Origin of the sequence: Rhizobium sp. PvP014 (assembly GCF_017876855.1) — a bacterium.
Classification (GTDB): domain Bacteria; phylum Pseudomonadota; class Alphaproteobacteria; order Rhizobiales; family Rhizobiaceae; genus Neorhizobium; species Neorhizobium soli.
In genome coordinates this window covers 211,194-225,784 of sequence record NZ_JAGIOT010000003.1, presented here as the reverse complement: position 1 = coordinate 225,784, position 14,591 = coordinate 211,194, and the positions used below count along the sequence as shown (strand labels likewise).

General features: G+C 57.4%; 12 protein-coding genes. 5 read left to right on the top strand and 7 right to left on the bottom strand.

The window, feature by feature from the left end; genetic code table 11:
* The first annotated feature begins 35 nt into the window (after nt 1-35).
* Nucleotides 36-686 carry an HD domain-containing protein gene (locus tag J3A65_RS22615; RefSeq protein WP_209904020.1) on the top strand — a complete coding sequence of 217 codons (651 nt, stop codon included), beginning with the start codon at nt 36-38 and terminating at the stop codon, nt 684-686.
* A gap of 9 nt (nt 687-695) precedes the next feature.
* On the opposite strand, the gene J3A65_RS22610 is transcribed toward J3A65_RS22615, so the two are convergent.
* The 3 genes from J3A65_RS22610 to hemA all read right to left on the bottom strand — a co-directional run bounded on the left by J3A65_RS22610 (nt 696) and on the right by hemA (nt 3,733).
* Complete coding sequence (locus tag J3A65_RS22610) at nt 696-1,655, bottom strand: DJ-1/PfpI family protein (RefSeq protein ID WP_209904018.1); 960 nt, start codon at nt 1,653-1,655, stop codon at nt 696-698.
* Between the two features lie 128 nt (nt 1,656-1,783).
* Nucleotides 1,784-2,449 carry a 2-dehydro-3-deoxy-6-phosphogalactonate aldolase gene (locus J3A65_RS22605; protein ID WP_209904016.1) on the bottom strand — a complete coding sequence of 222 codons (666 nt, stop codon included), beginning with the start codon at nt 2,447-2,449 and terminating at the stop codon, nt 1,784-1,786.
* A 63-nt stretch (nt 2,450-2,512) separates the two neighbouring features.
* Nucleotides 2,513-3,733, bottom strand: a complete 1,221-nt coding sequence (gene hemA, locus J3A65_RS22600; protein ID WP_209904014.1) for a 5-aminolevulinate synthase — start codon at nt 3,731-3,733, stop codon at nt 2,513-2,515.
* Between the two features lie 308 nt (nt 3,734-4,041).
* On the opposite strand from hemA, the gene J3A65_RS22595 reads away from it, so the two are divergent.
* Genes J3A65_RS22595 through cydB form a run of 3 tightly spaced genes read left to right on the top strand, consistent with a single transcriptional unit; the run spans nt 4,042 to nt 6,872 of the window.
* Nucleotides 4,042-4,422 (top strand): DUF983 domain-containing protein, encoded by a 381-nt coding sequence (locus J3A65_RS22595; protein WP_209904184.1) that lies wholly within the window; start codon nt 4,042-4,044, stop codon nt 4,420-4,422.
* A gap of 34 nt (nt 4,423-4,456) precedes the next feature.
* Nucleotides 4,457-5,878, top strand: coding sequence for a cytochrome ubiquinol oxidase subunit I (locus J3A65_RS22590; protein WP_209904182.1), 1,422 nt, complete (start codon nt 4,457-4,459; stop codon nt 5,876-5,878).
* On the top strand, nt 5,868-6,872 hold the full coding sequence (gene cydB, locus J3A65_RS22585; protein ID WP_209904012.1) for a cytochrome d ubiquinol oxidase subunit II: 1,005 nt from the start codon (nt 5,868-5,870) through the stop codon (nt 6,870-6,872). Before J3A65_RS22590 ends, cydB begins: the two co-directional genes overlap by 11 nt.
* A 181-nt stretch (nt 6,873-7,053) precedes the next feature.
* On the opposite strand, the gene J3A65_RS22580 is transcribed toward cydB, so the two are convergent.
* Both J3A65_RS22580 and J3A65_RS22575 read right to left on the bottom strand, forming a co-directional pair.
* Nucleotides 7,054-8,451, bottom strand: a complete 1,398-nt coding sequence (locus tag J3A65_RS22580; protein WP_209904010.1) for a PLP-dependent aminotransferase family protein — start codon at nt 8,449-8,451, stop codon at nt 7,054-7,056.
* A gap of 769 nt (nt 8,452-9,220) precedes the next feature.
* Nucleotides 9,221-9,769, bottom strand: coding sequence for a heme-binding protein (locus tag J3A65_RS22575; RefSeq protein ID WP_245341746.1), 549 nt, complete (start codon nt 9,767-9,769; stop codon nt 9,221-9,223).
* Between the two features lie 49 nt (nt 9,770-9,818).
* Here J3A65_RS22575 and J3A65_RS22570 point away from each other — a divergent pair, with 49 nt between their 5' ends.
* A complete protein-coding gene (locus J3A65_RS22570) occupies nt 9,819-10,778 on the top strand; it encodes a LysR substrate-binding domain-containing protein (protein ID WP_209904007.1) in 960 nt (319 codons plus the stop codon).
* A gap of 455 nt (nt 10,779-11,233) precedes the next feature.
* Here the strand turns inward: J3A65_RS22570 and J3A65_RS22565 are convergent, their stop codons facing one another.
* Together J3A65_RS22565 and J3A65_RS22560 are read right to left on the bottom strand one after the other, a co-directional pair.
* Nucleotides 11,234-12,205 carry a spore coat U domain-containing protein gene (locus tag J3A65_RS22565; protein ID WP_113166016.1) on the bottom strand — a complete coding sequence of 324 codons (972 nt, stop codon included), beginning with the start codon at nt 12,203-12,205 and terminating at the stop codon, nt 11,234-11,236.
* Nucleotides 12,187-14,577, bottom strand: a complete 2,391-nt coding sequence (locus J3A65_RS22560) for a fimbria/pilus outer membrane usher protein (RefSeq protein ID WP_245341745.1) — start codon at nt 14,575-14,577, stop codon at nt 12,187-12,189. Before J3A65_RS22560 ends, J3A65_RS22565 begins: the two co-directional genes overlap by 19 nt.
* Nucleotides 14,578-14,591 lie beyond the last annotated feature (14 nt).

The following is a 14,591-nucleotide window of genomic DNA, read 5'->3' as shown; positions in this document are numbered from 1 at the left end:
AAATCTCACCCGTGCATTTAACGAGAGGATTTACAATGATTGCCGAACCAAAAATTGTCGCTGGTGTCAAAATCCCAGACAGCACGATGGCAAAAGCTGCCACTGAACTCGTCCGCGACACGGAGACGGATCTTCTCTTTCATCACTCCAGCCGCGTCTTCCTGTTTGGGGCCCTAACCGGCGAACGCAAGCAATTGAAGTATGATCCCGAGCTTCTCTACATCGGTGCAATGTTTCATGACATGGGTATCATGGACCAATATGCAAGCGACACAGAGCGCTTCGAGGTCGACGGCGCGAATACAGCGCGTGACTTCCTTTCGGCTTACGATATTTCCGAACGCGACGTCGATGACGTCTGGGATTCGATCGCCTTGCATACGACACCGGGAATTCCGCAGCACAAGCGCCCAACGGTCGCGCTCGTGACCGCCGGTGTCGAAATGGACGTACTGGGAATTGCCTACGACAGTTTCACCGAAACGCAGCGACAGGAGATCTGCACATGCCATCCGCGGGGACTGAAGTTCAAGCACGGCATCCTTTCCTCTTTCTGCCTCGGCACAATGAGAAAGCCGGAAACGACTTTCGGCAATGTTAAGGCCGACGTGCTCGGCTATATGGATCCAACCTATAAACGCGACAACTTCGTCGATATGATTTTAAGTTCGCAGTGGGAAAGCTGATAGGCAAAGTCAGTTGACAAGAAACTGATGCCGGTATTGTGCGGGTGAAACTCCGAGCCGCTTCATAAATGCCTCGCGCATGCGCTTGGGGTTGCCAAATCCGCATTCGTGGGAGATTCCCTTCAAGGGCTTATTGGTTCCTTCCAGCATGGCGCGCGCCAAATCTACGCGCGCCTTTTCAACAAAGCGAGCCGGTGTAATGCCGGTTTCTGATACGAACGCCCTTGCAAAGTTGCGCTGGCTCATCGCGCTGGCGATTGAAAGTTCAGAAACGGACAGATGTCGTCCGAGATGTTGCATCACGTAGGCGCATACGTTGGATATTGGCGAACTGGCGTGAGAGTCGATCTCGAGATAGGGGCTGAACTGGGACTGGCCTCCCAATCTCTGAGCAACGACGACGAGACGCTTGGCCACGGCTAAAGAGACGGCCGGTCCATGGTCCTCACGAACCAGTGCCAACGCCAAATCGATCCCCGCAGTCACACCCGCGGACGTTACAAAGGCGCCATCACGCAGATAGATCCGATCATAGTCGACCTCAGCGTATGGATATTTCATAGCCAGCTGTTTGGCATTCTGCCAGTGCGTCGTGACTTTCCGACCATCCAGAAGACCGGCCGCACCGAGTAAAAACGCACCCGTACAAACCGAGCCATACATCCCGCTTTGGGGTGCAAGCCGCCCTATGCACTCGAGAATTTCTTCCGGTGCATCCGTAGTCGGCAACGACGGCCCACCGGGGATTAGAAACAGATCGAAGGGACCCTTTGCTTGCGTGTAACCAAGGTTGGAGGCTAAAATCATACCATTAGATGCCGTAACATTGCGATCGTGTGGGCCGATTGTCAGCATCTGATATTGTTGATCCGTCCCGATCAAGGCGTTGGCTTCGGCAAAGACATCCAGCGGTCCCGAAATATCCAACGACTGGACGCCATCAAAGATCAGCATGGCAATTGTTTTCATCAATGCGCCCCTACTATGAACGTAAACGTTGCACTCGTCGCATCAAAGGGATGCAAGACAGTCGGCTGTTTTTCGCGAGCTTGTATCAGAGGCCGCACTGATCTGCGACGGACACAGATGCAGAAAATTCAGGTCATCATACGTTTTGCCAAAACCTTCCAGGCTCCAACAAATGACCGAGCGCTTACACGAACTTCCTCGACCGACCGGCCAGGCCGATAGAGATTTCCCCCGACACCGAAACCAGACGCTCCAGCTTCCGCCCATGCTGCCATTGACTGCTCACTGACGCCGCCAGTCGGCAATAACGGGATGTCGTGTGAAAATACCGACCGCCAAGCCTTCAAAACTGCAGGTGATATAGCTTCGGCCGGAAAAACTTTGAGTGCATTTGCCCCCGCTCTTAGCGCGGCGAATCCTTCTGTAGGCGTCGCCACACCTGGAATGCAAGGCATCCCAAGTTCCCTCGCGGCTTCAATCACAGCCGTATCGGCATGCGGCATGACAATCAAGGTCCCGCCGCAATCCTTGACCCTGTGGACATCCGCGGCTGTCGTGACCGTCCCAGCCCCGATGATTGAAGTCGTCCCGAACTTGCGGGCGACACGCTCGATACTCACGAAAGCGTCAGGAGAGTTCAGAGGGATTTCAAGGATACCGAAACCTTCCTCGATGACGGTGGTCGCGATATCGTCAACTTCCCCCGGAGTAATCCAGCGCAGGATTGCGACCAGCGGGCAGGTATTCAACGCATCTTTAAACCGGGTGAGTTCAGCATCTTTAGATCTGATCATGAGATATTTCCTTTAAGGTCGATAGGCTCCCGCTCCCGGTTGAGAACGGCGAGGATTATGGTTTCAGGCGACCGGCCGTCGCTGTAACCACCCAAGTTCCGTCCCGACATGCTCAAGCGAATCCGCCAGTGCACCTATGTGCGCATGGGTGTGGAAGGGGCTAGGCGTGATGCGAAGCCGTTCCTGACCGCGTGCGACTGTCGGGAAGTTGATCGGCTGCAGGTAGATGCCATGGTTGTAAAGGAGGCGTTCACTGGTCCGGCGACACAGATGTGCATCCCCTATGATGACCGGAAGAATATGGCTCTGCGTATCGAGTACCGGAATACCCCTCGTCTGAAGCATAGTTTTCAGTCTCGCGGTCACCGCTCCTTGGCGGGCTCGTGCACCCGGATGCGTCTTCAAATGCTCGACCGCAGCGAGCGCACCGGCAGCAAGATGGGGGCAGAGGGACGTCGTGAAAATAAAGCTGTCTGCCATGCTGCGGATCACGTCGATCAAGACCGCCGACCCCGCGACATAACCGCCGATGACGCCGAATGCCTTGGCGAGTGTTCCTTCGATCAGGGTTAAACGATGCGAAAGGCCCTCCCGGTCCGCGATACCGCCGCCGCGAGGGCCGTACATCCCGACCGCATGTACTTCGTCGAGATAGGTCATCGCTCCATAGAGGTCTGCAACGTCGCAAATAGCACCGATGGGCGCGACGTCGCCGTCCATGCTGTACAAACTTTCGAAGGCAACGATCTTTGGCCGGGACGGTTCGACCGCTGACATCAACTCATGCAAATGCGCAACGTCGTTATGTCGGAATATGTGCTTTTCCGCCCCGGAGCGACGTATGCCTTCGATCATCGAGTTGTGGTTCAGTTCGTCGGAAAAAATGACGGCTCCGGGAAGGACCTTTCCCACGGTGCCAAGCGCTGCCAGGTTAGATATCCAACCTGAGGTGAACAGAAGAGCTGCTTCCTTGCCGTGCAGATCCGCCAGAGATGTCTCCAGCGCGACGTGCTGTGTCTGGTTTCCGGAGATGTTGCGTGTTCCGCCAGCCCCCGCACCGAACCGGTCAAGGGCAATGTGCATGGCTGCGATGACGTCAGGATGCTGCCCCATTCCCAAGTAGTCGTTGCTGCACCACACTGTGACGCGCTTTGCCCCTTGCGGCCCATACCAAAGTGCCTCGGGGAAGGCTCCAGACAACCGCTCGATCTCGACAAAGCTGCGGTAACGGCCATCTAGTTTCATATCACTGAGTATCGCCTCAAGTTTTTGAGTATACGGCATGCCCACTTCCTTAAATGCATTCAATAAAATATATTGTATGGATGCATACGTTCTATTCCCACAGTCATTGTTGAGCAAGCGCCTTTCACTCGCCTGCGACAATATTGTCAATATGGCGCCTGGGTCATCCCGTGATGATAAGTCAGTAACGCTGTAAAACATAGCCTATAGCCCGATACTCAGGTTCATGGTCAGGTGGCGGCATTGCTCCCGGCAAGGAAATCGCGTGTGACAATTTGCGCGCTGGACCGAATGATCGCATAAATGTATGGATGATTGTATTGAAAAAAATCGAGAATGAGGAATCAATGGTTCACGATCGGAATCCTTTGCCACCGTTACAGACAGGCCTTCGCGGGTGCTGCCCCCAATGCGGGCGCGGACATATGTTCGATGGATTCTTGGCGCTTAAGGCAAAATGCGAGATTTGTGATCTCGACTACGCATTTGCCGACCCGGCCGACGGCCCAGCGTTCTTCGTCATTTGCTTTGCCTGTATCCCCAGTATGCTGCTCGGTGTGTGGCTGGAAGTCGCGTTCCAGCCATCCTGGTGGACGCATCTGATCGTGACGATCCCCTTCATGCTGTTGACTTGCATCCTACCACTTCGTCCCCTCAAGGGATGGCTGGTTGTCAGTCAATTCTTCTATCAGGCACAAGAAGGGAAAGTTTCGAGGGCTGGGCAATGAAGAGATCAGCCACAAGTATGCTCGGAGATGTACCATGTCATTCCTAGGCCTCAGCGCCGAGATGCTCGCCCGCATACAGTTCGGCTTCACGATCTCGTTTCATTTCATCTTTCCCGCCTTCTCGATCGGAACCGCCAGCTATCTGGCGGTGCTCAATGCGCTTTGGCTGTGGAAGCGCGATCCGGCCTATCTCAAGCTGTTTGAATACTGGAAGACGATTTTCGCCGTCACCTTCGGGATGGGTGTCGTTTCAGGCATTGTCATGAGCTATCAGTTCGGCACCAACTGGTCGGCGTTTTCCGAAAAGGCAGGACCGATTGTTGGCCCCCTGATGGGCTACGAGGTGTTGACCGCCTTTTTCCTTGAGGCTGGATTTTTGGGCATCGCCCTGTTCGGCCGCAAGCGGGTCGGCGACAGGGCCCACATGGCAGCCGTGGCTATGGTCGCGGTCGGTACCCTGATCTCCGCGACATGGATTACATCGGCCAACAGCTGGATGCACACGCCCGATGGTTTTACCATCGATGCCAATGGGGTGTTTATTCCCGAGGACTGGTGGAAGATAATCTTCAACCCCTCTTTCCCGTATCGCATGACGCACACTGTTCTGGCCGCCTTTCTCACAACCGCTTTCGCAGTCGGCGCCGTGGGCGCCTGGCACCTGCTGCGTGACCGGCAAAACCGGCAATCGCGCATCATGTTTTCGATGGCAATGTGGATGGCCGCGATAATAACGCCGATCCAAATTTTTGTCGGTGACCTTCACGGCCTTAACACGCTTGAGCACCAGCCTGCAAAAATCGCGGCCATGGAAGGCCACTTTGAAACGCACAGCGATGGGGCGCCACTGATCCTGTTTGGCATACCCGACGATAACGCCGAAACGACCCGTTACGCGATTGAAATTCCGAAATTGGGCTCCTTGATCCTGACGCATCAGTTAGATGGAAAGATCAAGGGCCTGAAGGAATGGCCAAAAGATCAGCGGCCACCGGCTCTGATGCCATTTATCACCTTCCGCATCATGGTCGGGCTAGGCTTTCTCATGCTCGGGATTGGACTGGTGTCGCTGTGGACAAGGTGGAAGGGCACGTTCTACACGAGCACTCTTCTTCATCGCGCTGCTCTTTGGATGGGGCCGTCTGGCTTCGTGGCGGTGCTGGCCGGATGGTACACGACAGAGGTGGGTCGTCAGCCCTGGACGGTCTACGGCCATCTTCGCACATCCCATAGCCTGTCGCCTGTTTCTGCCCCCGCCGTTGGCGCCTCGTTGATCGCTTTCGTCATCGTCTACTTCATCGTCTTCGGTGCTGGCGTCTATTATCTTTTAAAGCTGATGCGCAGGCCGCCTACGCCGATCGAGGACAACGAGCTCGACCATGCGCCGACCAGGACGGCCGGCATTGCGCCAGGACTTGCTCAGGACACACCTCTTGGAGGACATCATGACCATTGACCTCTCCCTCGTATGGGCGGGCATCATCGCCTTTGCGGTTCTTGCCTACGTCGTGCTGGATGGTTTTGACCTCGGCATAGGGATTCTCTTTCCGTTCTTTCGCAGCCGCCGGGATCGGGACGTGATGACAAACACGATCGCACCGGTCTGGGATGGTAACGAGACCTGGCTCGTTCTGGGCGGCGGAGGATTGATGGCGGTCTTTCCGCTTGCCTACGCTATCATTCTGCCTGCGCTGTATATGCCGATCACCCTGATGCTCATCAGCCTGATTTTTCGCGGCGTTGCGTTCGAGTTTCGCTGGCGGACGCGACCGGAATCGCACCTGTGGGATTTTGGTTTCTGGATTGGATCATCTGTTGCTGCGGTCATGCAGGGCATCGCCCTGGGGGCCATAGTTCAGGGCATCACGGTATCGGACAGGCAGTATGCCGGAGGCTGGTGGGATTGGCTGACGCTGTTCTCGATACTGACCGGCATTGCCGTGCTGGTCGGCTATGCGCTTCTGGGTGCCACTTGGATCAACATGAAAACCGGCGGGCAGATCCAAAGACAGGCTGCCGGGTTGGCGCGTCCTTTGACGATCGCGCTGCTTGTGCTGATAGGGATCGTCTCGCTGTGGACACCCTTCATCAATGAGATCTATTTTCATCGCTGGTTTGGCTGGCCGACCGCATTTTTCTCATCCCTAGTTCCATTGCTACTGGCGATCTGCGCGGTCTTGCTTTGGCAGGGGTTGACCCACGACAAACACCTGCGGCCGTTCCTGGCAACGCTGGGCCTGTTTGTGATCAGTTTTACCGGACTTGGTATCAGCTTCTATCCGTATATCCTTCCCGGCGTGTTGACGATCAAGGCTGCCGCAGCGCCTGAAAGTTCGCTGAAGTTCCTTCTTGTGGGCACCGTCGTACTCGTTCCGACCATCTTAGCCTATACGGGCTACGCCTACTGGGTTTTCCGCGGCAAGATCGATCCGGAGGAGCATTACCATTGAACAAGGACCTCGTTCAAAAGACCGCATGGTTCATCGGCCTGTGGGTTGCCGGAGTTGCGGCCGTCGCTCTGGTCGGTCTCGTGATCCGTACTTTTTTGATGTGACCATGCACGTGCGGCACGTCGCTCATCAATCACGCGAATCGAGACCAGCTGCTAATCAGAACGGATATTTACAGGTCCTAGAAAAATGACGCCGAGAGTTCGGGGCTGCCTTCCAGGGCATGCCCCATGAACTCCAGCGCATTTTGCAGGTTGCGACGGGCAATCGGGCCGCCAAGGCAAACCCGCACGGCTTCCGGTGCAGGCCCTTCGACGGTGAACGCGTCACTGGCGACGACACCGATCCCCGCTGAACGCATGTGACTGCCAAAGGTTGACCGCGTCCACCCGTTCGGCAACGGCAACCAGATATTGAACGCGAGCGGATCCGCTTGAAAACTGCCTTTCGGCAGAATCGCCGCAACCATGTCCTGCCGGGCTGCAGCCTCCTTGCGGATGAACCGGAGGATCGTATCGGCTGTGCCATCCTCGATCCAGCGGGTCGCCAGCGCCAACATCAGCGGCGATGCCATGACATTGTTGGTTTTCATCGCGCTGATGAACGGCCAGATTGCTTTGGTGTCGGGGGCAACGACATATGCAAGCCTGAGCCCTGCCCCGATGCATTTGGCCAGCCCTCCGATATGCCAGGCAAGGTCCGGCGCCATGGCTGCCAGGGGCGCAGGGGAATGCGCGGGAATAAAACCGTAGGCATCGTCTTCAACGATCGGAACGTGATATTTCCGGGCAACGGCGCAGATCTCTTCTCGCCGGGCCTGCGGGATCGTCAGCGTCGTCGGATTCTGAATCGTCGGGTTCAGGTACAGCGCTTTCGGCTTCAGTCGCTCACACGCATCGGCAAACGCATCCGGCAGAACGCCGGATTCATCCATCGGCAAACCGACCAGATTGAGGCGAAGTTGCGCTGCGATGGAGCGGATACCCGGATAGGTGATACTTTCCGAAAGTATGATTTCCCCGGGTTTAGCCAGGATGCCGAAGATGGCCAGAAGTGCCGGATGCGCCCCCGGCGTTACAAAAATCCGTTCCTGCGACGGCACAAGCCCGCGGCGACTGAGCCACGCGGACGCCGCCTCCTTGTCCATCGCAGACCCGCCAAAACCCTGGTAGCGCAGCAAAGGGACCATACTGGCGGCGACGACCTTCAGACCGTCGCGCATGCGTCCAATCAGCTCGAGATCGTCCGGCTCCGGCGGCATGTTCATGGACAGGTCAATGGCGGCTGCCCGACGCGGATCGGGCGTATCCGCGCTCATCCATTCTCGGTCATTGGTGGACGGTAGAATGAAGGTTCCCCGGCCGACATGCGATCCGACAAGGCCGCGTTTGGAGGCTTCCGCATATCCGCGAGCGACGGTCGTAAAGTCGATATCCAATCTCTTGGCCAGGTCACGCTGCGGTGGAAGCCGGTCGCCAGGCACCAGTCTTCCGCTGCGGATGTCGCTCTCGATGACATCGGCAATTGCCATGTATCTCGGGCTGTTGCTGGGTGTGAGGTCGGGGAGCCAAGTCTTCATGTCGCATCCAAGGTTTGATCAATGATCGTATATTGTTGCGCTATAGGTTTGTCACGCAGCATTGATTTGATAGGGCCATTGCCTCGTGCAGAATTTCGCGCGGTGTCCGACGGACGCTACAATGAATGCATATTGAGCGCACGCATTTCATTCACAAAGCTTCAATATTCATCGGTAATTTGCAGACGGAATAAGCAGCTACCGGAAAATGCCAGTCGACAGAACACGGTCGCCGCGCAATTTTCCGCTTCCCGCAAGCACGTCCCAGGACTTCAACGGGGCGGGTGTGCTCTACTTTGCCACTCTGTTAAAAGCTGGTTTGCCAATGAGCCGCATACCTACACGCGCGCGACGTTTCCTTTCGGAAAATGTCGCAAGGGATGACAGCTGCGAATCGAGTTAGCGACTGTCGATCCTGCGAAAGCAACCATGGCTTGCAGGATCGGCCTGACGGTCGGACAATAGCCCGGCTGTTCATGGAAATGCTGTCAGACAAAGATGGGGGCTGACTGAGGAAAGAGATATTATACCGTTTCAAAAGTCGCTGCTGGGCTCATGATCGAACGAATGCAGCTGGTATCAGGGCGCCCCTATTGGACGCTGCACAGGAAGGGACACTGCGTCGTATCCCCTCCTATGGCGATCGTCTGCTGGATTGCGAAGCGCCGAAGATCCCAGGCAAGTCTATATTCCGTCTACTTTGCGTATATCATGCATCTCGTCGAAGACGCTGTCGTGCCAGCGCCCCGAGTGCCTAATATGCGATTTGTCATTTAAGGAGCGCGGCTGCCCCTGTCCTGGCGATCTGTTCGTCATGATCCGGAGTGTCTGCAGAGACTCCGATCGCACCGACAATGGTTCCATCGACCATAATCGGGACGCCGCCCCTCATCATGACGTAGCCATCCGCTGTGATAGCCGCCGGGCGCGTACCATTGATCGCATCTTCGAGAACTCCGGTCTCCTTGCGGAACATGGCCGCTGTCCGTGCCTTGCCCGGCGCTAAGTCCACACCTGCAAGCACCGAAGCCTTATCCATGCGTTCAAGTATCAGGGGCAGGCCTTCAGAGTCGACAACGGCGATCACGCAAGGCCAACCCTCGGCCGTCGCTTTCTTTTGCGCCGCGGTCAGGACCAAGCGTGCAGCGTCCAGATTGAGATAGGGTCGTGTCGGAAGCTCGGCAGCAAGTCCTGCGCTTGAGATCAGGGTCAGGGCGACAGCAGCGAAGATAGCTCTGTTGAAATTACTATTCGGCATCGATTTCTCTCCTTTGTTTCCAAATTGGTTATCGCCGGAAACATAATTTGTTTCATTCATGCCGTTTGTTATATTTATTAGGCTCTGCCTAATTATTGAGGAGCAAGTTTTGGAACTGCGACATCTGCGCTACTTCGTAACTCTGGCCGAAGAACTCCATTTTGCTAGAGCCGCTGAGCGGCTCAACATCGCGCCACCCACTTTGACAGTCCAGATCCAGGAGATCGAGCGCAGTCTGTCAGCGCGCCTGTTCGTTCGGACAAAACGCTCTGTGGCACTGACATCTGCAGGGACTATCTTTCTGGCTGAGGCGCAAAAGGTCCTGGCGCAATATCAACACGCTGAGAGTATCGGTCGCCGGGCGGGGCGGGGCGAGGTCGGGAGGGTCGAGCTTGGCTATGTTGCCTCGGCTGCCTATGCCGGCGTTCTTCAGGAACAGGTGACAAAGTTTACCTCGACTTGGGAAGAAGTGGATCTCGTCGCGCGCGAGCTTGCGATGGATGCCCTTCCTCAAAATGTTGCCGAGGGGTCTGTCGATATAGGATTTGTGCGACTGCCACTGACAATCCCAAGTGAGCTTCGAATCCATGTCCTGTTGAGAGACGTCTTCTGTCTCGCGGTTCCTTCGAATATTCAATCTCCCGTGACGGGCATCGAGCTTGCCCAGGCTTCGTTCATCGCGCCTGAGCAGGAGGCTGGGACGTTCGAACTTGCCAGACGCGGTAGCTTCACACCGAATATCGTATCCACCCCTGGGAGCTTGTTGGCAGTGCTAGCGCAGGTGTCTATCGGTGCCGGCATTGCGGTCGTTCCAAGCGCCGTTCGCAATGTTGTGCACCTGCCGGGCGTGTCGTTTCAAGCGATTGGCGGAGAACCCATCGTCTCGGAGGTCGCTGCAGTTTTTCGATCGAATGAAACTTCTCCCGCCGTCTTGAACATGATCAGTCAGATACAAGCAACTTCAGCCAAGATCCTGGCTCCGCATGAGTTCAATTTAGGCGTGGAAGGTATGCAGTGTTCAGCAAGACATGCAAGAGACGCGACTTACTCAAGTGGGTGGGGCTCGTAGTCGAGCAGACGATTGGACAAGTAAGAGAACTTGGGAAACTGCCTCTAGGCGGAGGCCGGGTGGATCAAGGGCCTGACAAACTCTCGAAGACCGCTCCAACGCCTTGAATGGAATCGAACCTGCGGCATCTCGTTTAAGCGGAAATTGTTTCCGCTTAAACGGTCCCGCTCACACGCGCTCGCCTTGAACCAATTCGGACGGAAGACATGTCGAGCCTCACAACTCTATCGGTGACGCTACATTGAAATCCTTAACTAATCTTCGGGTCAGTGTGCATTCTCGCTACGAAATTTCTCGGAACGCTTCGCTGAGCCTGCCCCTCCTTCTTGAGACTGTCATCGTCCTGAAGCTACTGGTTCGTGACTTCTGGAGAAGGGAATCCCTCCTCATTCCGGGTTGGATATCCCGAGGTTTGTAGAAGGCCTGCGTTTGGTCGTTGCCGTTCGAAACACCATTCAGTAGGTGACCGTCACAACGACCGTATCGTTGTAGATTCCGGCAGGTGGCGTGTTCTGCGCTTGGATGCGGCCGAATACCGGGTACGGCTGCGCCGTACCGGTCCCGATGGAACCGATCGTCTGTGCAGCGGACGTCCCCCATGGCAGTGTCCTCTCCGCGTTGCGATAGAGGCCATACGTAATGAAACGGTCCAGCCGCGTCATTCGCCGTTGCTCGGGTGACGTGCCGGTCTGGCCATTGTTCAGCGCGACAGAATAGGGAAGGCCCGTTGAGCAGATGACCGAAATTGAACTTGAAGCATCAACGACCGATTTCAGGACCCCGTGGCTGCCAAAGTTCAGAGCCTGCGCCAGCACGTTGCAGGTGCGGTCTACGGTTGCCTGCACGGTGAATTGAGGCCGTGTGGGGTTCTGCGTTATTGCGCTACAGGCGGTCGCGAGCGCTAGCGGCGCGTAGGTAAAGTTGGCACCGAGTACACCTGAGAACAACGAGGTATGTAAACCGCCAAGTGACGACGGTTGCGGCCCGCTGATCCGCCCATAGATCGTCCGGGTTGCCGTCAGCGTGGCACCGGGCAGCACCAGCAAGTTCACCTGCGGCGGGGTCCCAAGCGCCGTTGCAGTCGCGGAGCCCCAAGGCGTCGTGCGGGCGGCATCCTGAAACAGCCCGTAGGTGATGGTGCTGGTTCCGTTCGACAATGTTCTTGCCGAGCTCACGGCCGGACCGCCGCCGCCGGCATTAAGGTTGAGGCAGATCCGGTAGGTCAGCGATAAGATGTCAGTGTTGGTGCAGGAGATGTTAACGGTTGCAGCACTGTCGCGGTTGCCAGCGCCAAGCAGGTTGACGGCTCCGAAATCAAGGTTGGTCACCGAGAAACTGCAGGCGGCCTGGCTGATCGGCGCAGACAGCATCAGAAAGCCGGCCACCAGGCACCAGCGAATGAGCCCCCTTAGGGTACAGGTATGCATACGACCTCTCCTTCTCCCATGCTATCGGCGGCCACGGTGACGGCGGGGATGACCACACGGCACGTCCCACCTGTCGGCAAGGCAAGGTCGATGGTTTGTACGCCACTAACGTCGTTTAGGAAAAGCTGCCCGTCATAGCCGACCAAAAGGTCGGCGCCGCCGGCGGTCGTGCCGGCGGCACCTGCGGCGAGATGGGCGCCGGTCTCGTCCCTCACGATGATCAGCGCCGACTGCAAGCCGGTCTCGACGTTGAAATCGACGACTGCGCCGGCGCGATCGGTCGGCCTGACCACCTGGTGCGTCGTATCGATCCTAGCATCGAGCGGCAGGTTCGTCGGATCAATGGAAATCCGGTTGTCGTCGTAGGAGCGGAGGTTGGGCAGCAGGATCTTGCCGCGGCGGTTGGTTCTGCCGATCGGCCGGTTCTCACTGAGCACCGCGACATCCGGCGCGCCAGCGTCAACGACACCGAATGCATCGTCCACGCGACCCGCGAAAAACATGTCGCCGTCTGCCACCACGATCGATCCCTCAGCTTGGCCATAGGCGCGGGTACTGCGGTCGATCTGTTCGACGCCCGCTTCCAGACGCGCGACTGGCGTGCGGTAGCTTCCGCTGGCGGCGGCTATCTTGGTCTTGCCCATCGCGCCACGTAGGCGCCAGCCGTAGCTGCCTATTTCCGGCTTTTCCGCTTTCGAAACATCGGCGGTGACGGCATAGCCCTCATTGCCGTACGAACCGCCGACCGACGCCGACAGGTTTTCCCCGAAAGACCAGGAAAGCCCGGCGAAGATACCGTAGGATTGATCGCTTCCGAGATCCTTGTAAGCGGTAAGAAACACGTTGGCACGCTCGCCGATGGGCCGATTAGCGGTCATCCCAACGATCCGCGTACGGCTGTCATCAAAATTCTCGATCTGTGTGAGGGACAGGTTCAGCGTCGTCTCGTCGAAAGAGAGCGGCGATGAGATTGACACCTGGTCCAGCGCCCGCGGCGGTTGGCCGCTGATGCCGTCGCCTGGTAGGCGCGCCCGACGGTCTTCCGCGCCAACCGAAGCAAGGTCGTCATAGTCGCCGAAGGTGCGCTGGGTCCGCGCATAAACCTGCGCTCCTAACAGGTCCGCCTCGATACTCGCGGACACTTGGAAGCCGCTCTCGGCGCCGAACCGGCTGGTGGAAGCCGAAAGCGTGCCGAGCGCATGGTTGGCAAGCGTAAAGATGCCGCCAATCCCGACATTGTAGAAATCGTCGCCAGCTTCCATGTGGCTTTCGACGGTGAGGCTGGGGGTCAGCCCGTAGCGGGCGGTCAGCGATCCGAGCAGCGCCTCGTCGTAGTCGAACGAGTTTATCCCGAACGAGCGGCGCGCATAGCCGATCTCGGCGGAGAAATCGAAAAGGCCTGCAGCTAGCAGGTCGGCGGAAGCAAAGAACGGCTGTTCGGTTACCGTTTCGCGGCCGAGACTATCGCGCACTACGACCCGCGCGTTGCCGTTGCCGGTGACGATCGGGATGTTAGTGACGGCGAAGGGGCCGGCCGGTACCTGCTGGGAAAGCCGGCGAGCATTGTCGACGTAGATGTCCACGGTCGATGGAACCGCCGCGGATCCCGAAAACACCGGCAGCGGCATGGTAACGAGATCCGGCCGCAGCGCGAAGTTGCGCTGGATCTGCAGGCCGCCGAGCCGGGTCGGTCGCGACCAGGCGAGCCCTCCGGTGATGAAGTCGCCAGCTCGGTACGTGATCATGCGCGCCTCGTCGGAATAGGACCAGGTGGTATCAAGCCGTGTCATGTCAAACGTGTCGGTCACCGTACTGCCGACGATCTGCGATGAGGATAGTACGCCGTACGGGCTGAAGGTGCGGGCCTCGAGCAAGGCGGAGGCACCTTGGAAGTCGTGGATCTGCGACCAGGTATCGCCGCCGGCCGAACCATAAAAGGTATAGTTGATAAGGGCCCCGGTTCCGGCACTGTTTTGCTGCTCTTCCTCCTTCACCTCCACAGCGAGGAATGGTGACGCGCCGTCCGCTGTGGCATCTATAACCTTCGGTGCAAGCGCGTCCGCAGCGGCCGAAAGCCGCAGAACCTGGTTGCCGCGATCGTATTCCCACCCGATATTGGGCAGTCGGGCAATGTCGATCCAGCCGTCTGGGCGCTTTGCCTGTTCGGCTGGGAGGATGCCGACATTGCGCAGCTGGGCTGGCTCGATTGACAGGTTGCCAGCGGGATCCTGACGAAGGGTCGCGATCAGTTCCGACGACACGTCGTTGACATAGACCTCGAGCTGCAGTTCGGCTCCGGCGGAGGGCAAGGCCTCCCCGTCCGACGCAGGGGGCAAGCCCTGCGCCGTGCTGTCGAAGCTGAATGTTGCCATGACCGCAAAGACCA